This is a genomic window from Curtobacterium sp. MCBD17_013 (genome assembly GCF_003234565.1).
Taxonomy (GTDB): Bacteria; Actinomycetota; Actinomycetes; order Actinomycetales; family Microbacteriaceae; genus Curtobacterium.
Window position 1 is genome coordinate 14,690 of record NZ_QKTU01000004.1, and the last position, 24,382, is coordinate 39,071.

Consider the following 24,382-nt stretch of genomic DNA (forward strand, 5'->3'; position numbering starts at 1 on the left):
GGCGACCCGGTTCGGTGAACGGCGTCTCCCGGGTCATCCGGTCGTCCCCCAGTCGGCGAGGTACCGATCGCTGCACTCCTCGTCGGCCTGCGTGACGGTCGGTGAGTCGCGCAGCGGTTCCTCGGCGTACTTGCCGTAGTCGAGCCCCGATTCCGGCTCCGGCTCCGGGAAGTCGTCGAGGCCGTGCTCCCGCATGCACGCCGAGAAGTCGCGGAGCTCCTGGTCCCAGATGGCCTTCTGCTCGTCGGAGGCCCTGGGCGCGTCGTCCCCCCGGCAGCTCGCGGAGGCGCGCTGGAACGCGTCACCGTCCGCGCCGGACGGAGCACGGACGACTCCGGAGGACCACTCCGCCTCGGACGGGTCCTCGATGTCGAACCCCGCGTCCCGCATGCAGGAGCCCCACGCGGCGGCGCCGACGGAGCTGGAGCCCCCGCGCGAGGACGAGGATCCGGGCGCGTCGGAGCACCCGGACAGGACGACGCTCACCGCGAGCGCCATCGTGGAGGACAGGAGGAGCGCCGCACCGGGCCTCCTCCGCGGCCGGTCGGTGTCACTGGTTCGTTCCATGCGGACAGTCCAGCGGGCGGGCCGTTTCGCGGGCGTCCGGTCGACGGTCACACGGGCGAAACACCGTGGACGCGGACCACCAGGCCGCCCGCCGACCGGGGCGTGATCGCCAGGCGCCACCCGTGCGCCCGCACGACGGCGTCGACGACCGACAACCCGATGCCGCTGTGTCGACGGCCCGGGTGTTGCTGCTCCGCGCGCGTGAACGGCTCGGTCAGGGTGCGGGCGGTCTCCGGTGACACGAGTGGCCCACTGTTCTCGACGACGAGCCCGTCGTGGGTCACCTCGATGCGCACGAACCCGTCCGGTCGGTTGTACTCGAGCGCGTTGTCGACGAGGTTCTCGACGAGGTGCCGGACGAGCACCGGATCGCCCGCCACCCGGAGGCCGTCGCCCGGCTGGACGTGGAGGTCCAGGCCCGCGGACCGTGCACGAGTCCGGGACGCGTCCGCGGCGCCCTCGACGACGTCCGCGAGGTCGACCTCCTGGGCCCGGCCGGAGACACCCCGTTCCGCCTCCGCCAGGTCGAGCAGGCCCTCGACCAACTGTTCGTTCCGCCGGTTCGCGTCGAGGAGCTCCTGGCGGACGGCGCGGATCGTGTCGGGGTCGGCGTCGTCCTCGAGCCCGATCTGGATCGCGGCCCGTTGCAGGGCGAGCGGCGTCCGCAGCTCGTGGGACGCCTGGGCGACGAAGCGGCGTTGCCCCTCGAACGCCTGCTCGAGCCGTCCGAACAACGCGTCGATCGTGTCCGCGAGCCGTCGGACCTCGTCGTCGGGGCCGCCGAGGTCGATGCGTTCGTGCAGGGTCGTCGCGGAGATCCGCTCCGCGGTCGCGCGGATCAGACCGATCGGACGGAGCACGGCCCGGGCGACCAGCCAGCCGGCACCGGCGGCGACCAGGCCGGCCGTCCCGATGCCGACCGCCGACCACAGCCACTGCTGCGACGCCACCAGCTGCCCGACACGGGCGACGCCGGCGACGGATCCGCTCGGGCCGGTGTGGCCCTCCGGAGGGGGCGCACCCGGCAGCGCCGCGCGCGCCGACGCGGTCGCCTCGGGGACCGTCCACACCGGGCTCGCGCTCGTGCCGCACCCCGCGACGTCGGCACGGGGACACGCTCCGCCGTCGTCGAGTTCGAGCACCGTCACGATCCCGCGCTGCGTCATGAGGTTCACGAACACCAGGACCGCCGCGGCGAGCACCATCGACAGGCCGCCGAACGCCACCGCGGTGCGCGTGTGGATGCTCCACCGCATCCGCGGTCCTCGACCGGGGCGCGACCCGTCGGCGCGACCCGACCCGGTCGTCACAGCGCGTACCCCTTGCCCGGCACCGTCCTGATCGGATCGGGCTCACCGAGCTTGCGGCGGAGCTTCGACATCGTCACGCGCACGGCGGACGTGAACGGGTCGACGTTGACGTCCCACACCTTCTCGAGCAGCTCCTCCGCGCTCACCAACCGGCCGTCGGCCCGGAGGAGGACCTCGAGCAGCCCGAACTCCTTGGGCGTCAGGTCGAGCGGGCGCCCGTCGCGGGTGGCCATGAGCCGGTTCGTGTCGAGCACGATCCCGTCGTGCCCGAGCACCGGCGGGGCAGCGGGGGCGCTCCGGCGGCCAAGTGCCCGCACCCGCGCGACGAGCTCCGGGTACTCGAAGGGCTTGGGCAGGTAGTCGTCGGCGCCGAGCTCGAGCCCGGCCACGCGGTCCGCCAGGGTCGTCGCGGCGGTCAGCATGAGCACCCGCGTGCACCCACCACGGGCGGTGCAGCGACGAGCGACCTCGTCGCCGTGGAGGCCGGGCAGGTCGCGATCCAGGACGACGACGTCGTAGTCGTTCACCGCCAGGAGTTCGTCCGCCTCGTCGCCGCGGAACACCACGTCGACGGTCATCCCCTGCCGTTCCAGCCCACGGGCGATCAACTCGGCGAGGGACTGCTCGTCATCCACCACCAGCACCCGCATCCCGTGGAGGGTAGGGCCCCGGGTCCGGGATCCGCACCTTCCGCGTACACGACATGGCGCTGCCCACGCGATGTCTCACCCGCCGGATCGCCGGGAGGCACGGCGTCGGTCACCCGCACCACGGACGGGAGGCGCGGCGTGCGTCCTCCGCACCCCGCGCCTCCCGTCCGTCCCGCCGAGCGCTACTCGACGAACTCCGGCACCACGAACGGCTCGACCGTCAGCGACTCGCCGTCGTCGGCGACGTCGACGCGGACGGTGTCGCCGTCGCGGACGTCGCCAGCCAGCAGTGCCCGGGCGAGCTGGTCGTCGATCTGCCGCTGCATGAGGCGACGCAGCGGCCGCGCGCCGTACACCGGGTCGTACCCGCGCTCCGCCAGCCAGGTCCGGGCCGAGGGCGTGACCGCGAGCTCGAGCCGACGGTCCGTGAGGCGCGTCGCGAGTCGGTCGACGGAGAGCGACACGATCTGACCGAGGTCGTCGGTCGTCAGCGCCTGGAACACGACGATGTCGTCGAGGCGGTTGACGAACTCCGGCCGGAACGCCTGCTGCACCATGGCGCGGACGGACTCCTCGCGCTCCGCCGCACCGAGCGACGGGTCGGTCAGGAACTGCGACCCGAGGTTCGACGTGAGCACGAGGATCGTGTTCCGGAAGTCCACCGTGCGGCCCTGACCATCGGTCAGACGGCCGTCGTCGAGCACCTGGAGCAGGACGTCGAAGACCTCGGCGTGCGCCTTCTCGACCTCGTCGAGCAGGATCACGGAGTACGGGCGGCGACGGACGGCCTCGGTGAGCTGGCCGCCGGCCTCGTACCCGACGTACCCGGGCGGGGCGCCGATGAGTCGCGCGACCGAGTGCTTCTCGCCGTACTCGCTCATGTCGATGCGGACGAGGGCCTTCTCGTCGTCGAACAGGAAGTCGGCGAGCGCCTTCGCGAGCTCCGTCTTGCCGACGCCGGTCGGGCCGAGGAACAGGAACGACCCGGTCGGGCGATCGGGGTCGGAGATGCCCGCCCGGGAACGCCGGACGGCCTCGGACACGGCCGTGACGGCCTCGCGCTGACCGATGATCCGCTTGCCGAGTTCGGTCTCGAGGTGCAGGAGCTTCTCGGTCTCGCCCTGGAGCAGCCGCCCCATGGGGATGCCCGTCCACGCGGCGATGACGGCGGCGATGTCCTCGTCGGTCACACGATCGTTCACCATCTGCGGACCGGCCGGCTCGTTGCGCTCGGCCTCCGCGAGTTCCCGCTCGATCACCGGGATCTCGCCGTAGAGCAGCCGGGAGGCCCGCTCCAGGTTGCCTTCGCGCTGGGCGCGCTCGGCCTGCATGCGGAGGTCGTCGAGCCGGGTCTTCAGTTCACCGACGCGGTTCAGGGAGGCCCGCTCGAGCTCCCAGCGCTGCTGCAGCTCCGTCAAGCGCTCCTGCCGCTCCACGAGGTCGGCGCGGAGCTTCTCGAGGCGGTCCTTCGAGGCGTCGTCCTTCTCCTTCTTGAGCGCGAACTCCTCGAGCATGAGGCGGTCGACGCTCCGCTTCAGCTCGTCGATCTCGACGGGGCTCGAGTCGATCTCCATCCGGAGGCGCGACGCGGCCTCGTCGATGAGGTCGATGGCCTTGTCGGGCAGCTGCCGACCGGTGATGTAGCGGTCGCTCAGGGCCGCGGCGGCGACGAGGGCGGAGTCGGCGATCGTGACCTTGTGGTGCGCCTCGTAGCGCTCCTTGAGCCCACGGAGGATCGCGACGGTGTCCTCGACGCTCGGCTCACCGACGTACACCTGCTGGAACCGGCGTTCGAGCGCGGCGTCCTTCTCGATGTACTCGCGGTACTCGTCGAGCGTGGTCGCCCCGATCAGGCGGAGCTCACCGCGGGCGAGCATCGGCTTGAGCATGTTCGCGGCGGCCACGGAGCCCTCGCCCCCGCCGGCGCCCATGAGCGTGTGGAGTTCGTCGATGAACGTGATGACCTGGCCGTCGGAGTCGTCGATCTCCTTGAGGACGGCCTTGAGGCGCTCCTCGAACTCGCCGCGGTACTTCGCCCCGGCGACGAGCGCGGCGAGGTCGAGCGAGACGAGCCGCTTGTCCTTGAGGCTGTCGGCGACGTCACCGGCGACGATGCGCTGCGCGAGCCCCTCGACGACGGCGGTCTTGCCGACGCCGGGCTCGCCGATGAGCACGGGGTTGTTCTTGGTCCGGCGCGTGAGCACCTGCGAGATCCGGCGGATCTCCGAGTCGCGTCCGATCACCGGGTCGAGCTTGCCGCTCCGCGCGATCGCCGTGAGGTCGACGCCGTACTGCTCGAGTGCGGTCTTCTGCTGCTCTTGCGACGCGGGAGCGCCCTGCAGGTTGGCCATGGGGGCGTCCTTTCCTGTGGTCCTGATGTCCTGGTGCGGTGGTTCCGGCACCTTGAGTCTTGTTGGCTCAAGTTTACTCCGACGGCACCGCGTCCGCCAGCGTCGGGCGATCGCGGCGCGGGTTCCTGATGCCGATCGCCGACACGGTGCCGCCCGCCACGAGCAACGCGGCCATGACGACGACCGCGCGGTGGAAGCCGGCCACGCTCATGCCGTCGGCGCCGAGCACGACCCCCGCCAGGGCCACGAGCACCAGGCTCGCGATCCGTGCGACCGCGTTGTTCACGGCCGAGCCGACACCCGCCCGCGTCTCCGCGACGGACCCGAGCACGGCACTCGTCAACGGCGCCACCATGAGGGTCAACCCGACACCCATGAGGAGCATGCCCGGGAACACGGTCGCGAAGTACCGCGGGCGGTCCCCGGCGCCGAGCATGACCAGGACGCCGAGCCCCGCGAGCACCGGACCGCCCGCCATGAACCACCGGGGCCCCGTGCGGCCGGACCACCGCCCGACCGTCGTGGAGAACCCGAGCAGCACGAGCGTCGGGGGCAGGGTCGCCACGCCCGCCAACCAGGCGGAGAGCCCCCAGACCTCCTGCAGGAACAGCGTCACCGTGAACCCGGACAGGCCGAGCGCGCCGTAGACCGCGAGCGTCGTGAGGTTCCCGACCGTGAACGACCGGGCACGGAACAGGTCGAGGGGCAGCAACGGGGCCGCCACGCGGCGCTCCCACGGCACGAACACGGCGAGCGCCCCCACCCCGACGGCGAGTGCGACGACCACGAGCGGCGACGCCCACCCGAGGCGCTCCTGCTCGATGAGACCGAGGACGAGCGCCCCCACCCCGAGCACGGCGAGGCCGGCACCCACGACGTCGATCGCGGGCCGGTCCGTCGCGCGCACGTCCCCGGTGACCCGACGGACGAGCGGGATCGTCACCGCGATCGGCGCCGCCGTGAGGACGAACACCCAGCGCCAGCCGATCGAGTCCACCACGACCCCACCGATCACGGGCCCGGCGATGACCGACGCGCTCGACCACGCCGTCCACGTGCCGATCGCCCGGGCCCGTGCCGCACCCCGGTACGCGGCGATGACGAGCGCGAGCGAACTCGGCGTCACGAGCGCGCCCCCGACGCCCTGCACGGCCCTCGCGCCCACGAGCACGCCGCCCGTCGGGGCGATCGCACACGCGACCGACGCGAGCCCGAACAGGACGAGTCCCCAGGTGACGACCCGGACCCGCCCGACGAGGTCGGACACCGAGCCCGCGACCAGGATGAGCGCCCCGAGGGTCACGAGGTAGGCGTCGACCGTCCACTGCTGCACGACGATCCCGCCGCCGAGCTCCCGGCCGATCGACGGCAGGGCGACGTTCACGACGCTGCTGTCGAGGCCGACGACGAACGTGGCGAGGACCGCGACCACGAGCACGACGCGACGGTCGCGGTGGAGGGGTGCCGGGCCTCCCGGCCGATCGGCGTCGACGCTGCCGGACGCGCCGGACGCGCCGGACGCGCCGGATCTGCCGGAGGCGCCGGATCCGTCGGCCCCGTCGGTCATCCGGCGGCCGGCTCGCCGGCGTGCGTCCCGCCCTGCGCAGCGAGCGACACCGGCTCCCACTCCACCCAGGTCCGCAGGCGGTCGGCATAGAGCGTCTTGACGAGGTGCGTCGGCTGCTCCCCGAACAGCACCCGCAGGGGCTTGTCGTCGGCGTCGACGATGCGGAGCAGCGCCGCCCCGGTCGCCGTGGGGTCACCCCGGCCGGCACTCGCGGCGGCCCGCCCCGCGAGGACCTGCTCACGGAGCCCGTCGTACGCCGGCAGGGGCGCGGAGTGCCGGGCGCTCGACCCGGCCCAGTCCGTCGAGAACCCGCCGGGCTCGACGAGCGTCACGTCGACGCCGAAGCCGCGCACCTCCTGCGCGAGGGCCTCGGTCAGCCCCTCGAGCGCCCACTTCGACGCGTGGTACGCCCCGATCATCGGGAACGCCGCGATGCCGCCGATCGTCGAGATCTGCACGATGTGACCGGAGCCCTGCGCCCGCAGGATCGGGAGCACCGCCTGCGTCACGTGCAGCACCCCGAACAGGTTCGTGTCGAGCTGGTCCTGGAGCTCGGCGTCGGTGAGCTCCTCGACGAACCCGAAGTGGCCGTACCCGGCGTTGTTGACCACCACGTCGAGGCGTCCGAAGCGTTCGTGCGCGCGGCGGACCGCGTCGTCGACCTGCGCGCGGTCGGTGACGTCGAGCGTCAGCGGCAGGACCGCGTCACCGTAGGCGGCCACCACGTCGTCGAGCGTCGCCGCGTCGCGCGCCGTCGCCGCGACCCGGTCACCGCGCCCCAGGGCGGCGAGGGCGAACTCACGGCCGAGTCCGCGGGACGTGCCCGTGATGAACCACACCTTGCCCATGGGGGCCTCCTCTCGGCGCCCACGCGTCGGGCACCGCCACCGACGCTATCCCCGGGAACGACGAGACCGCCGCGCCTCACAGAGGCTGCGGCGGTCTCGGTCCCGGGGCTGGGAGTCCTCCGGCGGTGCCGGCGGGGCATGCAGCGGGCCGCGCGCGGCGACCCGGACGCGGTGTCTCAGACGCGGTGGTCCGACTGCGGCTGGACCGACGGGGCCGGGTTGAGGACCGGCTCCTGCTGCACGGTCGGCTGCACGGTGCCGGCCTGCGGCGCCGCCGTCGTGGTGGTCGTCGTGGTCGGAGCGTCGTGGTTGGTCTCCATCTCCTTCTTGAAGATGGTGATCGACTGCCCCAGACCCTTGGCGAGGGCCGGCAGCTTCGTCGCACCGAACAGCAGCACGATGATGCCGAGGATGATGATCAGGTGGATGCCGGTGAGGCCCTGGAACATGATGTCCACTCCTTGTCTGGAACTCGTCGGGAGCGCATCGCCGTCGAAGCGACCCCGGGGAGTCCGTGATGCTCCATGGTACCGCCGCCTCGCCCGGAAGCCCAGTGGCACCGGGATGCTCTCAGGACAGGCTCGGTGCCGCCCGGGCTAGCGGGTACTGGCGGCCGCGGCCTCGTCCGCGAGCACCCGGTCGAGCGTGAGCAGCACGGGCGCCCGCACGAGCTCGGCGCTCCGGTCGGCCCGGACGCCGTCGAGCCGGAAGGGCACGCGCTCCCCCGGCAGCAGCGTCATGAACCCGCGGTCGACGCGGCCCGTCGGACTCACCCGGTCGGGCTGGACGAGCAGGTCGCGGACGAGCCCCTGCGCCTCGACCGTGAGCACCGACCCCGACGCGGCGTCCTCGACCCACACGCGGTACTCGGCCGGCCGCCAGTGCATCTCCTGGTCCGGCAGGGGCGTCCACACCGCCCGGCGCCAGTCCATGTCCGCCACGATGAGCTCCTCGGCGGGGTCGTCGACGACACCGACGTGGTCGGGCACCGCGAGCCGCAGCACGCCCGGTCCGGCGAGCTCGACCGGCAGGACGACCTCTTGCAGGATCCGTCCGGACATGTCGATCCGTCGCACCCGCACCGTGGTCGTCAGTCCCCGCCGGGAGGACCGGATCGCGATCTCGACGGGCACGCGGCGGTCCGCCTCCCGGTCGCGTCGTCGACCGCGCACGGTCCCGGGGTCGATGACCGCGGTGTCCGCGAGGTCCCCGAGGGCCTCCTCGTCGCTGCCGACCGTCGGACGGCCCGGCTCGGTGGCGGGGTCGGCCGCCCCGGGGACGGGGAGGGACAGGGTCGCGGGGTGCGCGCCTCCCGGGTCGGCGGCACGGTCCCGTCCGTCGAGAGGCCGGTCCCGCTCCCCCGCCGCGGGTGGCTCGATCGGCACGATCGCCAGGAGCACGTCGTCGTACAGGCGGCGCAGCTCGTGGAACAGGGGCTTCGGACGTCCGGCGCCGTCGACGGCCGACCACGACGCGACCGGCCACAGGTCGTTGAGCTGCCACACCACGACGCCCGTGTTGTGCGGCCAGTGCGTGCGCCAGTGCTCCACACCCGTCGCGATGGCCCGGGTCTGCTGCAGCTGCGTCAGGTAGTGCCAGCGGTCGAACACGTCGTCGGTGTCGCCCTGCGGCACGGGGAACCGCGGCGCGAGGCCACGGGCGAGCTTGCCCATGCCGTCCTCGGCCTTCTGGTGGTGCACCACGCCGGGCGACGTCGGGGTCATCGGGTCGTCGTCGACGGCCTCCCGGATCGTCCGCCACTGCGGGGGTGCCTGCCAGCCGAACTCGCTGACGAACCGCGGCACGCTGTCGCGGTAGTGCTCGTCGCCGATCTGGTTCCAGACCTGCCACGAGTGGTGGGTCTCGTGGTCGACGTCGTTCGCGTACACGCGCTCGTCGCCGGACCAGGGGCTCGCCGCCGTGTAGAAGCGCGACGGGTCCACCGCGTCGACGATGGTCGGCAGCAGGTCCAGGTAGTAGTCGAGGCCCCACGGTCGGTCACCGAGCTCCGCCGCCCAGCCCATGTCGTCGTGGAGCCAGATGTTCTCGTTGTTGCCGTTCCAGACGACCAGGCTCGGGTGCCGGCTCAGGCGCGCCACGTTGTCCCGGGCCTCGGCGATGACCTCGGAGCGCATGGGCTCGCCCTCCGGGTACGCCGAGCAGGCGAACAGGAAGTCCTGCCACACGAGCAGGCCCCGGGCGTCGCACTCCTCGTAGAAGTCCCGCGACTCGTACACGCCGCCGCCCCACACCCGCACGAGGTTCGCGTTGCACGCCGTCGCCTGGGCGAGCCGCGCGGCGTACCGGGCGCGGTCGACCCGGGACACGATGACGTCGTCGGGGATCCAGTTCACCCCGCGCACGTCGATCGGCACGCCGTTCACCACGATCGTGAACGGGCGGCCGGTGGCGTCGGGCTGGGTGTCGACCCGGAGGGACCGGAAGCCCGTCCGGAACACGTCGCGGTCGAGGACCTCGCCGTCGGTGGTCTGCACCTGCACCTCGACGTCGTACAGCGCCTGCTCGCCGTACCCCCGGGGCCACCAGAGCCGCGCGTCGGGGATCCGGACCGTCACGACGGCCTCGTCCTCCTTCGGTGTCACCGTCACCCGCGACCGCTGCTTCGTGTCGTGCCCGGACACCGTGACGACGAGCACGAGGTCGTCGTCCTCACCGTCGTGGTCGCGGTCCGCCGTCGTCGCACCGGCCGGCGTCGGACCGGAGCGTTCGATCGCGATGTGCGCGTCGAGGACGCCCTCGCCCGCCTCGACGTCGACGAGCGGACGGACGTCGCGCAGCCGGGCGGTCGACCAGCGCTCGATCGCGATCGGCCGCCAGGGCCCGCTCGTCACGCACGTCAGGCCCCAGTCCCAGCCGAAGTTCGACGCCATCTTCCGCACGTACGCGAACGGCTCGTCGTAGGGGCCGGGCATGCTGCCGAACCGGTCCGCCATGCGCTCGGTCTCGCGGTAGGGCGACTCGAACAGGATCTCGAGCTCGCGGTCCGTGCGTTCGTTCGTGCCCCCGGTCCGGTCCCGCAGGTCGAACCGGTAGCGCCGGTGCATGTTCCGTGTCGACCCGATCGACACGCCGTCGAGGGACAGCGACGCCACCGTGTCGAGACCGTCCGCGACGAGGTCGACCCGGTCGTGTCCGCGCGGGTCGACGTCGATCCGCCGCCGGTACGCCCAGTCAGCCTGGCCGACCCAGCGCACGAGCTCCTCGTCGCGGTTGCGCGTCGGGTCGGGCACGAGGCCCACACGCTCCAGGTCCGTGTGGATCTGCCCCGGCACCGTCGCCGGGATCGCCGTGCCGCGGACCCCTGCCGGGAGGCCCGTGGGCACCCCGCTCGTGGCGTCCTCCGCGAGCATGGCGGTCCAGTCGGTTCGCAGTTCCTCGCGTTCGAGGGTCATCTGGGTCCTTCTCTCGGCCCCGCGCTGCGGTGCCGGCGGTCGGGACACGGTGCGGCATCGGCCGCGTCGGGCCCCCACCGCTCCGGTCGTCGTCACCTTGCGGCGCGGTCCCCGGACCTCCCGGGGACGCCGCCTTGAGCTGCGACGGAATGTTAGTCCCTGCGTCCACGACACTCCGTCAGACTCCGTGTACCGGCGGTCGGCGGCACCCGAGTCCGGATCCACCACCGCGTGGCATGGTGGAGCCATGATCAGCGTCGACCTGGCCCGGACCCTGCGCGAGGCGGGACTCCGGTGGCACCCCGAGACCGGGGACCGCTTCGTCATCGACAAGCCCGGGGTCGACGACGACGTCTACACCGTGTCCGAGATGACGATCGAGAAGCACGAGTACCCGAGCGGCACGATCCTCGGCTTCAACGGCACGACCGAGTGGGCGCTCGACTCCGTGGCGGCCGACGACGCACTCTGGATCCCACGCGAGGACCAGCTCCGGACGCTGCTCGGGCCGGCGTTCGTGGGGCTCACGCGCATCGAGACCGCGGACCGGGGCGCCGTGCACACCGTGACCTGCCGCATCGACGACGTCGAGCGGACCTTCGCCGCGCCGGACGCCGCGACGGCCTACGGCGAGGCGCTGCGCTCCTACATCACGGCCTCGCTGGCCATCTGAGGGACCGGGCCCGATCACCGGGCGGGAGGCGGGCCTCCCGCCCGGACCTGCCGCGGGCGGTGCCGGGCCTCCCGGCCGGACCGGACCTGCCGCGGGCGGTGCCGGGCCTCCCGGCCGGACGCGCCCGCCGGACGGGTGCCGGGCCTCCCGGCCGATCCCAGCCGGACGTTCCCGGAGCGTCCGCTCGGAGCGGGGTGTTGACTCGACGGGTGCCGTTCGGCACGGGTGCCGCACGGCACCACGACCCAGACCAAGGAGCACCGTGACCAGCACCGTTCCCGACATCACCCTGAACGACGGCCGCACCATTCCGCAGCTCGGCTTCGGGGTGTTCCAGATCCCCGCGGAGCAGACCAAGGAGGCGGTGCTCACCGCCCTCGAGGTCGGCTACCGCCACATCGACACGGCCGAGATGTACGGCAACGAGAAGGAGGTCGGCGAGGCCGTCGCCGCATCGGGGATCCCTCGTGAGGAGATCTTCATCACCTCGAAGCTCAACAACGGGTTCCACGCTCCCGACGCCGCGCTCGAGAACGGCAAGAAGTCGGCCGAGCTGCTCGGTGGCTACATGGACCTGTTCCTCATCCACTGGCCGCTCGCGACCGTGATCGACTTCGTGCCGACGTGGAAGGCGCTCGAGGAGCTCTACCACGCGGGGACGTCCCGCTCGATCGGCGTCTCGAACTTCCAGGCGCACCACCTGCACCGTCTGCGCGACGAGACGACGGTCACCCCCGCGGTGAACCAGATCGAGGTGCACCCCTACCTCGTGCAGGACCCGCTGCGTGCGGCCGACAGCGAGCTCGGGATCGCCACCGAGGCGTGGTCCCCGATCGCGCAGGGCCTCGTGCTCGACGACCCGACGATCACCCGCATCGCCTCGGCCCTCGACAAGACGCCCGCGCAGGTCGTGCTCCGCTGGCACATCCAGCGCGGCGACATCGTGTTCCCGAAGTCGGTCACCCGATCCCGCGTCGAGGAAAACTTCGCCCTGTTCGACTTCGAGCTCTCGGGCGAGGACATGACCGACATCACGTCGCTCGACAAGGGGCAGCGGACCGGGCCGGACCCCGACACGTTCGACTACGTGCCCGCCTGAGGGCCGGCGCGCGCGGCTCCGCTCGCCGGAGTGCGCGTGACAACGACAAGTGCGCGGTCGTCTGACCGCGCACTTCGTCGTTCCGGCGCGCACTGCACGCCCGCCCTGTGGAGAGCGCCAGCGCGACGACGCCGGGACCGGGAGCATCGGCAGATGCTCGAACTCATCCGCGTCGACGTCCGCACCCCGCCGGACGTCGCTCGCTCGCTGCAACGCGCCGCCCTGCAGGCACAGCCGGGAGGCACGGCGCGGGAACCGACGCTGGTCCGGCTCCTCCGCGGAACCTACGTCCACCGGGACGCGTGGGAGCGCCTCGACGAGCGTGAGCGGCACCTCGTCCGGATCGCGGCCGTCGCGCCGACACTCGGGGAACGCCGGATCGTCGCGCACTGCTCGGCCGCCGCGGTCCACGACTGGTCGGTCCTCGGCGGGTGGCCGGACCGGGTCGCCCTCACCGAGCCGGACCGGGTCCGCAGCGAGACCCGCCGCCGCTCCGTCGTGCTCCACCCCACCACGTCCACCGACAGCATCGCCGTCACGGTGCTCGGCCACCTGGTGCGCGCGAGCAGCCCCACCGCCACGGCCGCCGACCTCGCCCGCACCATGGCCTTCCGCTCGTCGGTGATCGTGCTGGACCAGGCGCTCCGGCGGGGCCTCGACCGTCGGTCCGTCCTCGCACTGGTCCACGGCGCGGGGCCTCGCGGGGCGGCACGAGCCACTCGGGCGATCGCGTTCGCCGATGCCCGAGCGGAGTCCGTCGGCGAGAGCCTGATGCGGGTCGTGCTGCACGAACTCGGCGCACCGACGCCCGTGCTCCAGCACGAGTTCCGTTCACCGCGCGGCAGCCTCGCCCGTGTCGACTTCTGGTTCCCGGACCAGGGCGTCGTGCTCGAGTTCGACGGCGAGGGGAAGTACCGCGATCCGGCACTCCGTGGCGGCCGGAGCGCGGAGCAGGTCGTCATCGACGAGAAGTACCGGGAGGACTGGGTGCGGGCGCTGCCCGAGGTCCGAGCCGTCCGCCGCGTTCGGTGGGCGGAGCTCTTTCGGCACCACGACCTCGCGCGCAAACTGCTCGGTGCGGGGCTACCGCTGCGACCATGACCGGCGAGGGTGCGCTCGCCCGCGACGAGTGCGCGCGAGAGTGCGCTCGCCCGCGACGAGTGCGCGCGTCAACGACGGCGCAGTTGTCGCTGGGGCGCGCAAGCGAGGCGACGGACGAGCTCAGCGGCGCGTCGAGGCCGTCACCGTGAACTTCGGGGTGCGCGTGACCTGCCGGGTCGGCCCCACGAGGCGCTCCAGGATCGGGCGGTAGCGCAGGTGCGAGTTCCAGACGACCCAGAGCTCGCCGCCCGGGCGGAGGACCGTGGCCGCGTGCCGGAACATCTCCACCGCGACGTCCGTGGTCACCGCGGTCTCGTCGTGGAACGGCGGGTTGCACAGCACGAGGTCGGCGCTCTCGTCGTCGAGCTCGTCGCCGGCGTCGGACCGCACCGTCGTCACCCGGTCGCCGACCCCCGCGAGGTCCGCCGTCAGCCGCGCCGAGGTCACGGCCGACGTGGCGACGTCGGTCGCGACGACGTGCACCCCACGCCGACGGCGCGCGACCGCGGTCGCGATCACACCGCTGCCGCACCCCAGGTCGACCACGTCCCGGGCGCCGGGCACCGCGTCGTCGACCACGTCGAGCAACACCCGCGTGCCCTGGTCGAGCGCGGTGCCCGCGAACACCCCGCCGTGCGCGGCGACGGTGAACCCGAGTTCGTCCGAGAACACCCGTCGGGGCCACGGGTCCGTGATCGAGGCCCGGTTCGCCGCGGCCCGGAGCGGGTCCGTCGCGACGAGCAGGCGGGAACGGTGGCGCCCCCGGCTCGCCGTGACGTCACCGAACGAGCGGCGGAGGACGTCGTTCTGCGACAGCGTCATGTACTTCGTCCGGCCCCCGGCCAGGAGCACGACGTCGGGAGCGGCGAACCGCGCCACCGATCGGGCGATCTCGTCGAGCCGGTCGAGCGACTTCGGCAGGCGGAACAGCACGAGGCGCGCGTCCTCGAAGGCCTCCTCGTCGTTCTGCGGGTGCTGGAAGCCGCCGCGGCCGAACGTGCCGGCGTTGGCGGCGAGCGCCCGCTCCCCCACGAGCGAGTCCTGCAGGACGCGGACCTCGCTCGCGCCGTGCAGCGCGATCACACCGAGGGTGAGCACCCCGAACTGGTCGTCGACGACGGTGACGGCGCCGGGGTGCCGGAGCGCGTCGCCGTGGATGAGCGGCGCCTCGTCGAGCATGAACCGGTCGGTGCCGTCGATCGCCATGAGATCGGGCTCCTCGACCTCCGGGAAACGCCGGAAGTGGTCCACGAAGTCGAACGAGGGCATCGTGGGAGGCTACCGGGCCGCGCTGGGAACGCCGGGCCTCAGTCCCCCCGGGGACGCCAGAGCACGACGGCCGTGTTGCGCTCCGGCCGGGACCCCGCACGGAGCGGTACCGCCCCTCCGGTCATGGTCGCCGCGAAGATCCGTGCGCCGGGACGGCTGATGAGCTCGTCGGCGAGTGCGCTCTCGAGCTCGCGGACCCGGGCGCGGAGCGCGGTGTTCTCGTTCTCGAGGTCGATCACGCGGCGGATGCCCTCGAGGCTGACGCCCTCGGCGCCGAGCCGCGCGACCTCGCGCAGCTGCGTGACGTCGCGCATGGAGTACCGGCGGGACCCACCCCGCGTCCGCTGCGGCACGACCAGCCCGAGCCGGTCGTACTGCCGCAGCGTCTGCGGGTGGAGCCCCGCCAGTTCCGCCGCCATCGCGATCGCGAGGACCGGCGAGTACTCGTCCATGGCCTCAGGACTCCCGGGCGCGCGCGATCAGGTCGTCGCGCGGGTTCTCGGCCGGGAGGGCCGTGGCGAGTGCCTCCACCGCCTCGCGTGCCGACGGGGTCAGGTGGGACGGCACGGCGACCTGGACGGTCGCGAGCAGGTCGCCCGTCCCGTTCTTCGTCGTCACGCCGCGGCCCTTGACGCGCAGGACGCGTCCGGACGGTGTCCCCGGAGCCACCCGGAGCTTGACCGGGCCGCCGCCGAGCGTCGGGACCTCGATGGTGGCGCCGAGCGCGGCCTCGACGAACGTCACGGGGACGTCGACGCGGAGGTTCAGCCCGTCGCGCTCGAACACCGGGTGCTTGCGGACCTGGACGGTCACGACGAGGTCGCCGGCCTCGCCACCGTCGGGGCTCGGCTCGCCCCGACCCTTGAGCCGGATCTTCTGGCCGTCGGCCACACCGGCGGGGATGCGGACGTTGACGGGGCGTCCGGAGCCCTGCGTCAGCTTGACCGTGTCGCCCGCGATGGCGGTCGTGAAGTCGAGCGTGGTCGACGCGGTGACGTCGCGGCCCTTCGTCGGACCGCCGAACCCGCGGTAGCCGCCGGAGGACTGGCCGAAGCCACCGCCCCCGCCGAACATGCCGCCGAGGATGTCCTCGAAGCCACCGCCGCCGCCCTGGCCGAAGCGGACGCGCTGACCGCCGCCGCCCCCACCGAACATGCCGCCGAAGACGTCCTCGAAGCCACCGGCACCGCCCGGCGCACCCGCCGTGAAGCGCGCACCGGAGCCCATGGCGCGGATCTGGTCGTACTCGGCGCGCTGCTCCTTGTCGGAGAGCACGGAGTAGGCCTCGGAGATCTCCTTGAACTTCGCCTCAGCCGAGGCGTTACCCGGGTTCGAGTCCGGGTGGTACTGCCGCGCGAGCTTGCGGTAGGTCTTCTTGATGTCCGCGTCCGACGCGTCCTTGGAGACGCCGAGGACCGCGTAGAAGTCCTTGTCGAACCAGTCCTGACTGGCCAACCGACACCTCCTTCGTCATGTCGTCTCGGGGTCCCGGGGCGGGTCGCACCCGGAACCGGGGCGAGCGGGAGCCCACACGGGCTCCCGCTCGCCGGGGTCGATCGTCAGGCGGGCACCGACACCGCGACCTTGGCGGCGCGGAGCACCCGCTCGCCGAGCTTGTAGCCCGGCTCGACGACGTCGGCGACGGTCTGTTCCGTCGCACCCGGCGTCGGGAGCTGCACGATCGCCTCGTGGACCTGCGGGTCGAACTTCTCGCCCTTCTCGCCGATCGGGGTGAGGCCGAAGCGGTCGAACCCGCCGCGGAGCTTCGACGCGATGACCTGCATCGGGCCCTCGGCGAGGTCGCCGTGGGCCTCGGCGCGGTTGAGGTCGTCGAGTGCCGGGAGCAGCGCGCGCACGACCTCGGCGATCACGGCGTCGCGGTTGGCCTCGCGGTCGCGCTCGACGCGCTTCCGGAAGTTCACCAGCTCGGCCTGTGCCCGGAGCATGTCCGCGCGCATCTCGGCGACCAGGTCGCGCTCGTCGACGGTGAGTGTGTCCTCGCGGAGGCCGCGGGCCGCGTCGTCGAGCAGTGCCTGGTCCTCCGGGCTCAGCTCGACGTCGGCGTCCTCGGCGTCCACCAGGTCCTCGGTGCCGTCGACGTCTGCCGTGCCGCCGTCCTCGGACGTCTGGCCGGGGGTGCCGGCGGGGGCGTCGTCCGCCCCCGCCGCCGACTCCGACCGCAGCTCGCCCGTCTCGGGGTCGATCCGCCGCTTGTCGCGGACGATCGGCTCCTCGTGTTCGTTCTCGTTGCGGTTCTCGTCTGCCATGGGTTACTTCTTGTCGTCCTCGTCGTCCACGACCTCGGCGTCGACGATGTCCTCGTCGTCACCGGTCGCGGCACCGTCGGTCGCACCGGCGGCACCGGCTGCGTCGGCCTGCTGGCCCTGGGCGTAGATCGCCTGGCCCAGCTTGCTCTGCGACTCGTTCAGCTTGTCGAACGCGGACTTGACCGCCGCGTCGTCGTCGCCGTTGAGCGCGGACTTGAGCGCGTCGACGTCACCCTGGACCTCGGACTTGACGTCCGCGGGGAGCTTGTCGTCGTTCTCCTTGATGAGCTTCTCGATCGAGTAGGCGAGCTGCTCGGCCGAGTTGCGGGTCTCCTGGGCCTCACGACGCGCCTTGTCCTCGGCCGCGTGCTCCTCGGCCTCGCGGACCATGCGCTCGATGTCGTCCTTGGACAGCGACGAGCCGCCCGAGATGACCATCGACTGCTCCTTGCCGGTGCCCTTGTCCTTCGCGGACACGTGCACGATGCCGTTGGCGTCGATGTCGAACGTGACCTCGATCTGCGGGATGCCGCGCGGGGCCGGTGCGATGCCGGTGAGCTCGAACGTGCCGAGCGCCTTGTTGTCGCGGGTGAACTCGCGCTCGCCCTGGAACACCTGGATCGCGACCGACGGCTGGTTGTCGTCGGCGGTCGTGAAGGTCTCGCTGCGCTTGGTCGGGATCGCGGTGTTGCGGTCGATGAGCTTGGTCATCGTGCCGCCCTTGGTCTCGATGCCGAGCGAGAGCGGCGTGACGTCGATGAGGAGGACGTCCTTGCGCTCGCCCTTGAGGACACCGGCCTGGAGCGCGGCACCGACGGCGACGACCTCATCCGGGTTGACGCCCTTGTTCGGCTCCTTGCCACCGGTGAGCTGCCGCACGACGTCGGCCACGGCCGGCATGCGGGTGGAGCCACCGACGAGCACGACGTGCGCGATGTCGGAGACCTTGACCCCGGCCTCGCGGATGACGTCGTTGAACGGCTTCTTGGTGCGGTCGAGCAGGTCGGAGGTCATCTGCTCGAACTGCGCGCGAGAGATGGTCTCGTCGAGGTTGAGGGGGCCGTCGCTCGTCAGCGTGAGGTACGGGAGCTGGATGCTCGCGCTCATCTGGGAGCTGAGCTCCTTCTTCGCCTGCTCCGCGGCCTCCTTGAGGCGCTGGCGCGCGATCTTGTCCGTGGACAGGTCGACACCGTGGGCGTCCTTGAACTTCTTGACGAGGTGGTCGACGATCCGGGCGTCCCAGTCGTCACCACCGAGGCGGTTGTCACCGGCGGTGGCGCGGACCTGGATGGTGGAGAAGTCGTCGTCCTTACCCACCTCGAGCAGGGAGACGTCGAACGTGCCACCACCGAGGTCGAAGACGAGGATGAGCTCGTCCTCCTTGCCCTTGTCGAGGCCGTACGCGAGCGCCGCGGCGGTGGGCTCGTTGATGATGCGGAGCACGTTGAGGCCGGAGATCTCACCGGCCTCCTTCGTGGCCTGCCGCTCGGCGTCGTTGAAGTACGCCGGCACCGTGATGACGGCGTCGGTGACGTCCTCGCCCAGGTACTGCTCCGCGTCGCGCTTGAGCTTGCCGAGGATGCGCGCCGAGATCTCCTGCGGGGTGTACCCCTTGCCGTCGACGTCGACCTTCCAGTTCGTGCCCATGTGGCGCTTGACCGAGGCGATGGTGCGGTCGACGTTCGTGACGGCCTGCCGCTTGGCGGTCTCGCCGACGAGGACCTCGCCGTCCTTCGTGAACGCCACGATCGACGGCGTGGTGCGCATGCCCTCGGCGTTCGCGATGACGGTGGGCTCACCACCCTCGAGGACCGAGACGACCGAGTTGGTCGTTCCGAGGTCGATGCCTACTGCACGTCCCATGTGTTGGGTCTCCTTCTGTTGGTGCTGGCCCTGCCGTCACGGCGGGACCGATGGAAGTCGTCGCAGGACTTGCGCCTGCTGGACTCAACTTTACTCACCACCAGCTGGACGTCAAGTCCACGTGCCGGAACTTGCGTCGACCCGACGCAAGTCCGTGTGTGACCGGTCAGGAGGCCGAGGACGAGTCCGTCGGTCGGCGCGCGGACCGCCAGGACCGCACCTGCCGCAGCGTCACCTTGCTGCCGTACTGCGCGACGGAGTGCCGGAAGAGGAACACCGCGAAGCGGAGGACGAGGAACGCCGCCACGTAGAGCTCGAGGACGCACACCACCGACGCGACCGGGTCCAGGGTCCCCATCGCGTTCCGGAGCATCGCGGTGACCGGCGTGAACGTCGGGAAGTACGTGAACACCGCCGTCACCGGGGACGTCGGGTTCGTCAGCACGAAGAAGACCGCGTACACGGGGATGAGCACCGAGAACAGCGCCACCGACTGCAGAGCACTGGCGTCCTTGATGGTCGGTACCGCGGCGCCGACCGTCACGAACAGGCTCGACGCCAGGAGCACGCCGCCGACGAGCAGCAGCGCCCCGACGAGCATCCGCCACGGGTCGACGGGGATCGGCCCGAACCGCGCCGCCAGCACGGGCAGGACGACCCCGATCGTCGCGAGCGACGGCACGAGGAACACCGCGAGCTGCACGAGCACGACGAGCAGCATCGCGATCACCTTGCCGCGGACGAGCACGGTCGCGTCGAGCGTCGTCAGGATCATCTCGGAGATGCGGTTCTCCTTCTCCTCGACCACGACCGTGACCATGCGCGCCGCCAGCAACAGCACGAGCGCGAAGAACGCCGCCGCGAACACCATCGGCGGGAGCGCGGACGCCCATCCGGGGGCGACGTGTCCGTGCGCGTAGGCGGTGACGTTCGTGGCGGGGGTCCCCCGCAGGAGCCGGACGGCCTCCGGGTCGTGCACGCGTGCGGCGACGCTCGCGTGCAGGACCTTCGTCGCCGTGTTCGCGTACTTCTGGTTGCCGAAGAGTCCGGCGTCGCGTGCCGCGACCTCGATCGTGCCCGTCGCCGGGTCGGCCGGGAACTCGACGAAGGCGTCGAGCGTGCCGGCACGGACGCGGGCGACCGCCGCCCGCGCGTCGGACGTGGGCGTGCCTCCCCACCGTGCCGCGACCCGTTCCGAGACGAGACCCGAGTGGTCGACGTAGGTGAACGGGACCTTCGTCGCCGCACCGATGCTCGTGACGGAGTCGGCTCCGGCCGCGTTGCCCGCGCCCACGAGCAGCCCGACGACGACGATGAGCACGGGGAGCGCCAGCGTGCCGATCCAGAACGACGGCTTCTTGACCGTGCGGACGAACTCGAACCGGACGACGGTGCCCAGCCGGCCGCTGCCGAACCGCCCGCTCACGCCCGGGCCTCCGCCGCGACCGGCGTGGGCACGGGCGTCTCGACACCGGCGTCGTGCCCGTAGACCTGCACGAAGATCTCGTCGAGCGGGATGCGCCGCATCTCGAACCCGGTCACGCCGATGCCTGCCGCGACGAGCGAGGCCAGCAGGTCCGCGCCGTCGGTCGGCTCGGTCGGCGCCAGGTCGGTCACGTGGCCCTCGCGCCGGATGACGCGGTAGCGCGGGCTCACGGGGACCTCGCGCTCGGCGTGCACGCGGGCGACGGCCCCGCCGAACAGGTCCTGCACCTCGGGGATCGACCCGTACGCCGCCGCGACGCCGTCTCGGAGGAGCAGGATCCGGTCGCAGAGCCGCTCGACCTCGTCCATGTGGTGCGTCACGAGGATGACGGTCGCGCCGTCGGCCCGGCGTTCGTCGACGAGGTCGAGCAGCAACCGCCGGTTCACCGGGTCCAGGCCCTTGGTCGGCTCGTCGAGGATGAGCAGCCGGGGCCGGTCCATGATCGTGATGCCGAGCTGGACCTTCTGCTGCTGACCGCCGGACAGCTTGTCGACGCGGAGCCGCCCCTTGTCGGCGAGCCCGACGCGCTCGAGGTACGCCTGCGACCACACGCTCGCGTGCCGCGACGTCATCCCCTTGAGCCGCGCGAAGTACGTCATGACGTCGAGGACGGTCTCCTTGCGGTAGAGCCCGCGGTCCTCGGGCAGGTACCCGACCCCGCCGCCTGCCGTGGCCCGGTAGCGGGCACCGTCGATCGTCAGGGACCCGGACGTCGGCTCGGTGATGCCGAGGAGCGCCCGGATCGTGGTCGTCTTGCCCGAACCGTTGCTGCCGAGCAGTCCGAAGGTCTCGCCCGCACCCACCTGGAACGACAGGCCGTCCACCACCGTGCGGTCGCCGAACCGCATCACGAAGTCGTCGACGGCGATCGCGGCACCGGACACGTGGCCTCCTCGGGTGGGGTCGCTGCCGAACCTACCCGGAAGGACCGGCGCTCCGTGCGTCCGGCGCTCAGGCGTCCGCGAGGAACCCGTCGAGCAGCCTCGCGGTCGCCTCCGGAGCCTCGACCGCCGGGCTGTGCGCGCTGTCCGGGATCACCGCGTACCGCGCGCCGAGCCGTTCGGCCATGTCGTGCTGCCACACCTGCGGCCAGGCGGCGTCGTCCTGGCCGTGCGCGACGAGGGTCGGCAGCCCGGTGTCCCGGAGCGCCGCGGTGGTGTCGTCGGGCAGCTCGAGGATCGCGGCCGTCGTCGTGATGCCGACCGTGCTCGACCGGTCCATCCGCATGCGGGCGAACCGCGTCGCCTGGTCGAGGGCCGCGTCCGCGACGCCGATCGCGATCGGGTTCTGGGCGTCGAACAGCGCCCGGTTGCCCTGCTCCGCCGCCAGACGTCGAGCCAGGAACATCCGGTTCGGCCACCCGTGCGGCCCGGAGCACAACATCGTGACGGACCGGAACGCGCTCGGGCTCGCGATGGCCGCCGCCCGCGCGATCACACCGCCCAGCGAGTGCCCGAGCAGGTGCACGGGCGCGCCGTCGTCGACCAGGGCCGCGACCCGGACGACGTCGGCCGCTTCCTCGTCGAGCGTGTACGCAGCCGGGTCGGCGGGCGCCGCCGAGTCCCCCTGCCCCCGCCTGCTCATCGCGAGCACCGACCACCCCGCATCGCGCAGGAGCGGCACGAGCGGGCGGAAGTCCTCCTTCGACCCGGTGAACCCGGGCACGAGCAGGACGCTGCCGCGGCTCGGGCCGTCCGGCAGGCCGCGGTACGCGGTCAGCCGACCGACGGGCAGGTCGACCCCGACGACGTCGACGCCGTCGGGGGTGGGCAGGTCGCCGAACGGCGGGACGGTCTGGAGGCGGTGCACACGACCCATGCTGCTCCTCCCGTCCGACGTCGGCCTGGAGACGCGGCGTCGGCCTGGAGGCGCGGCGTCAGTCGAGCGTGCTGCTCCCGACCACGGCCATGCCGGCGCCGCGCAGGCGGCGCCGCTCCTGCGCGATGAACGCCATGAGGCGGTCGTTCGTGCCGGAGACGTGGGCGGCGAGGAGCTCCGCGGCGCGGTCCGCGTCCCGCCTCGCCACGGCGTCGAGGATGGCGCTGTGCTCGTCCCACGCGGCGTCCCGGGCCTCGGGCGTGCGCACCTCGAGCCACCGGCTCCGTTCCAGGCGGGTCATCGCGTCGGCGATCGCCTCGGTGACGAACCGGTTGCCGCCGAGCGTGGCGAGGTCGAGGTGGAACGTGCTGCCGGCCTGCACACCGGCGGCCTCGTCGGGCGCCGGACGGAGGGTCTCGAGGTGCGCCCGGACCTCGGCGAGCGCCGCGTCCGTCGCGCGCTCCACCGCCAGACGGGCGGCGGCCGGCTCGAGCACGACGCGGAGTTCCGCGAGCGCTGCGATCTCGTCGAGGTCGATCGGCGTGACGGTCCACGACCGCCCCTCGTGCAGGATGAGGCCCTCGCGTTCGAGACGGGACAGTGCTGCCCGGACGGGCGTGCGTGAGGCGTGGAACCGGGCCTCCAGACCGCGTTCCGAGATCCGCTCGCCGGGCGCGATCCCGAGCGACAGGATCGCGGCCCGCAGGTTGTCGTAGAGCAGGGTGGTCTGCGACACGGGCGCGGCGTCGATCGGTGCGGTCACGGTCGGTCAGCGTAGCCGAGGGGCCCGCGCGATGGTATACCGTCTTGGTATACCAACGGCTCGGGAGGCGGTGACATGGCGACGACGACGGTCACCACGACGAGGGCGTGGGTCATGCTCGCCCTCGGCGTCGCCGCACAGGCAGCGGGGACGCTCGTGGTCTCGGCGCCCGCGTTCCTCATCCCCCTCCTCACCCGGCAGGGCATGCCGCTCACGGCCGCGGGGTTCCTGGCCGGCGCGCCGACGTTCGGCATGGTCCTGACCCTCATCGCCTGGGGCGCCGTGACCGACCGACACGGCGAGCGCGTCGTCATCGCCGGGGGCCTGGTGCTCACCGCCCTGGCCACGACCGGCGCCCTGCTCGCCGCGGGGAACCCGGTCCTCCTCGGCGTCGCGTTCCTCGCCGCGGGGATGACGAGCGCCTCGACGAACGCCGCCAGCGGCCGCGTGGTCGTCGGCTGGTTCCCGAAGCACCGGCGCGGACTCGCGATGGGGATCCGTCAGATGTCGCAGCCGCTCGGGGTCACGCTCGCGGCGCTGACCGTCCCGACCATCGCCGGGAGCGCGGGGGTCCGGGCGGCGCTCGTGCTGCCGATCGCGCTCACCGCCGTGCTCGCCGTCTGCTGTGCGCTCGCCGTGGTGGATCCGCCGCGTCCGAGCCGCGACGCCGCGGAGGTCGTGACGAACCCCTACCGCGAGTCCGCGTTCCTCTGGCGCATCCACGCCGTGTCCGTGTTGCTCGTCGTGCCCCAGTTCACGCTCTCGACGTACGGCCTCGTGTGGCTGACGCGGGACCTCGGCTGGAGCGCGCTCGCCGCCGGGGTGCTCGTCGGCGCGTCGCAGTTCGTCGGTGCGCTCGGGCGGATCGTCGTCGGGCTGTGGAGCGACCGTGCCGGGTCCCGCGTCGGACCCCTGCGCGTCGTGGCCGTGTCCGCCGCCGTCGTGATGGGCGTCCTCGCGGCCGTCGACGCGACGCACCTGGCCGCCGCGGCGGTGTTCCTCGTCGTGGCGACCGCCGTGACCGTGGCGGACAACGGGCTCGCGTTCACGTCCGTCGCCGAGGCCGCGGGGCCGCACTGGTCGGGTCGGGCGCTCGGGGCGCAGAACACGGGGCAGTTCGTGGCGGCGTCGGCGGTCGGACCCGGGGTCGGCGCCCTGGTCGGCGCGGTGGGGTTCGCCGGGAGCTTCCTCGTCGTCGCGGCGTTGCCCGTCGTCGCCCTGGCCCTCGTCCCGCGGAGGGACCGGGAGCACGGCCCGGCCTGACCGCCCCCCTTCACCCTCCGCCTCCCTCCGCCCCCTCCGCGAGATCGCAGTATCTGCCGCTCTGGAGGCCCGCT

21 protein-coding genes are annotated in these 24,382 nt (G+C 72.6%); 4 read left to right on the plus strand and 17 right to left on the minus strand.

What is annotated here, in order from left to right:
* Positions 1-33: 33 nt before the first annotated feature.
* From DEI81_RS06185 to DEI81_RS06220, 8 genes are all read right to left on the minus strand, one after another.
* Positions 34-567: a hypothetical protein gene (locus DEI81_RS06185; RefSeq protein WP_146244029.1), complete on the minus strand. Its 534-nt coding sequence runs from the start codon at positions 565-567 to the stop codon at positions 34-36.
* A gap of 47 nt (positions 568-614) precedes the next feature.
* A complete protein-coding gene (locus DEI81_RS06190; RefSeq protein WP_146244030.1) occupies positions 615-1,823 on the minus strand; it encodes a HAMP domain-containing sensor histidine kinase in 1,209 nt (402 codons plus the stop codon).
* A 50-nt stretch (positions 1,824-1,873) separates the two neighbouring features.
* Positions 1,874-2,527 (minus strand): response regulator transcription factor, encoded by a 654-nt coding sequence (locus tag DEI81_RS06195; RefSeq protein ID WP_111009666.1) that lies wholly within the window; start codon positions 2,525-2,527, stop codon positions 1,874-1,876.
* Between the two features lie 182 nt (positions 2,528-2,709).
* Positions 2,710-4,878, minus strand: a complete 2,169-nt coding sequence (locus DEI81_RS06200; RefSeq protein WP_111009667.1) for an ATP-dependent Clp protease ATP-binding subunit — start codon at positions 4,876-4,878, stop codon at positions 2,710-2,712.
* Between the two features lie 73 nt (positions 4,879-4,951).
* Complete coding sequence (locus DEI81_RS06205) at positions 4,952-6,445, minus strand: MFS transporter (protein ID WP_111009885.1); 1,494 nt, start codon at positions 6,443-6,445, stop codon at positions 4,952-4,954.
* On the minus strand, positions 6,442-7,293 hold the full coding sequence (locus DEI81_RS06210; protein WP_111009668.1) for an SDR family oxidoreductase: 852 nt from the start codon (positions 7,291-7,293) through the stop codon (positions 6,442-6,444). Before DEI81_RS06210 ends, DEI81_RS06205 begins: the two co-directional genes overlap by 4 nt.
* Positions 7,294-7,469: 176 nt before the next feature.
* A complete protein-coding gene (gene tatA / locus DEI81_RS06215) occupies positions 7,470-7,742 on the minus strand; it encodes a twin-arginine translocase TatA/TatE family subunit (protein WP_111009886.1) in 273 nt (90 codons plus the stop codon).
* 147 nt (positions 7,743-7,889) lie between these two features.
* Positions 7,890-10,706 carry a glycoside hydrolase family 2 protein gene (locus DEI81_RS06220; RefSeq protein ID WP_111009669.1) on the minus strand — a complete coding sequence of 939 codons (2,817 nt, stop codon included), beginning with the start codon at positions 10,704-10,706 and terminating at the stop codon, positions 7,890-7,892.
* 247 nt (positions 10,707-10,953) lie between these two features.
* On the opposite strand from DEI81_RS06220, the gene DEI81_RS06225 reads away from it, so the two are divergent.
* The 3 genes from DEI81_RS06225 (at position 10,954) to DEI81_RS06235 (ending at position 13,579) form a co-directional block, all read left to right on the plus strand.
* Positions 10,954-11,379, plus strand: a complete 426-nt coding sequence (locus DEI81_RS06225; RefSeq protein ID WP_111009670.1) for a pilus assembly protein CpaE — start codon at positions 10,954-10,956, stop codon at positions 11,377-11,379.
* Positions 11,380-11,641: 262 nt separating this feature from the next.
* The gene (locus DEI81_RS06230) at positions 11,642-12,478 is read left to right on the plus strand and encodes an aldo/keto reductase (RefSeq protein WP_111009671.1); all 837 of its coding nucleotides are present in this window, start codon (positions 11,642-11,644) and stop codon (positions 12,476-12,478) included.
* 153 nt (positions 12,479-12,631) lie between these two features.
* Positions 12,632-13,579, plus strand: a complete 948-nt coding sequence (locus tag DEI81_RS06235; RefSeq protein ID WP_111009672.1) for a hypothetical protein — start codon at positions 12,632-12,634, stop codon at positions 13,577-13,579.
* 120 nt (positions 13,580-13,699) lie between these two features.
* On the opposite strand, the gene DEI81_RS06240 is transcribed toward DEI81_RS06235, so the two are convergent.
* The 9 genes from DEI81_RS06240 to DEI81_RS06280 all read right to left on the minus strand — a co-directional run bounded on the left by DEI81_RS06240 (position 13,700) and on the right by DEI81_RS06280 (position 23,045).
* Positions 13,700-14,848: a class I SAM-dependent methyltransferase gene (locus DEI81_RS06240; protein ID WP_111009673.1), complete on the minus strand. Its 1,149-nt coding sequence runs from the start codon at positions 14,846-14,848 to the stop codon at positions 13,700-13,702.
* Between the two features lie 38 nt (positions 14,849-14,886).
* Positions 14,887-15,300 carry a heat shock protein transcriptional repressor HspR gene (locus DEI81_RS06245; RefSeq protein WP_111009674.1) on the minus strand — a complete coding sequence of 138 codons (414 nt, stop codon included), beginning with the start codon at positions 15,298-15,300 and terminating at the stop codon, positions 14,887-14,889.
* Positions 15,301-15,304: 4 nt separating this feature from the next.
* Complete coding sequence (locus tag DEI81_RS06250) at positions 15,305-16,303, minus strand: DnaJ C-terminal domain-containing protein (RefSeq protein ID WP_111009675.1); 999 nt, start codon at positions 16,301-16,303, stop codon at positions 15,305-15,307.
* 104 nt (positions 16,304-16,407) lie between these two features.
* Positions 16,408-17,115 (minus strand): nucleotide exchange factor GrpE, encoded by a 708-nt coding sequence (locus DEI81_RS06255; RefSeq protein WP_111009676.1) that lies wholly within the window; start codon positions 17,113-17,115, stop codon positions 16,408-16,410.
* A 3-nt stretch (positions 17,116-17,118) separates the two neighbouring features.
* A complete protein-coding gene (gene dnaK, locus DEI81_RS06260; RefSeq protein ID WP_111009677.1) occupies positions 17,119-18,978 on the minus strand; it encodes a molecular chaperone DnaK in 1,860 nt (619 codons plus the stop codon).
* Between the two features lie 166 nt (positions 18,979-19,144).
* The gene (locus DEI81_RS06265) at positions 19,145-20,404 is read right to left on the minus strand and encodes an ABC transporter permease (RefSeq protein WP_111009678.1); all 1,260 of its coding nucleotides are present in this window, start codon (positions 20,402-20,404) and stop codon (positions 19,145-19,147) included.
* Positions 20,401-21,348: an ABC transporter ATP-binding protein gene (locus DEI81_RS06270; protein ID WP_258368529.1), complete on the minus strand. Its 948-nt coding sequence runs from the start codon at positions 21,346-21,348 to the stop codon at positions 20,401-20,403. Before DEI81_RS06270 ends, DEI81_RS06265 begins: the two co-directional genes overlap by 4 nt.
* Positions 21,349-21,415: 67 nt before the next feature.
* On the minus strand, positions 21,416-22,282 hold the full coding sequence (locus DEI81_RS06275) for an alpha/beta fold hydrolase (protein WP_111009679.1): 867 nt from the start codon (positions 22,280-22,282) through the stop codon (positions 21,416-21,418).
* 58 nt (positions 22,283-22,340) lie between these two features.
* Positions 22,341-23,045, minus strand: a complete 705-nt coding sequence (locus DEI81_RS06280) for a GntR family transcriptional regulator (protein WP_111009680.1) — start codon at positions 23,043-23,045, stop codon at positions 22,341-22,343.
* A 75-nt stretch (positions 23,046-23,120) separates the two neighbouring features.
* Here DEI81_RS06280 and DEI81_RS06285 point away from each other — a divergent pair, with 75 nt between their 5' ends.
* Positions 23,121-24,308: an MFS transporter gene (locus DEI81_RS06285; protein WP_111009681.1), complete on the plus strand. Its 1,188-nt coding sequence runs from the start codon at positions 23,121-23,123 to the stop codon at positions 24,306-24,308.
* Positions 24,309-24,382 lie beyond the last annotated feature (74 nt).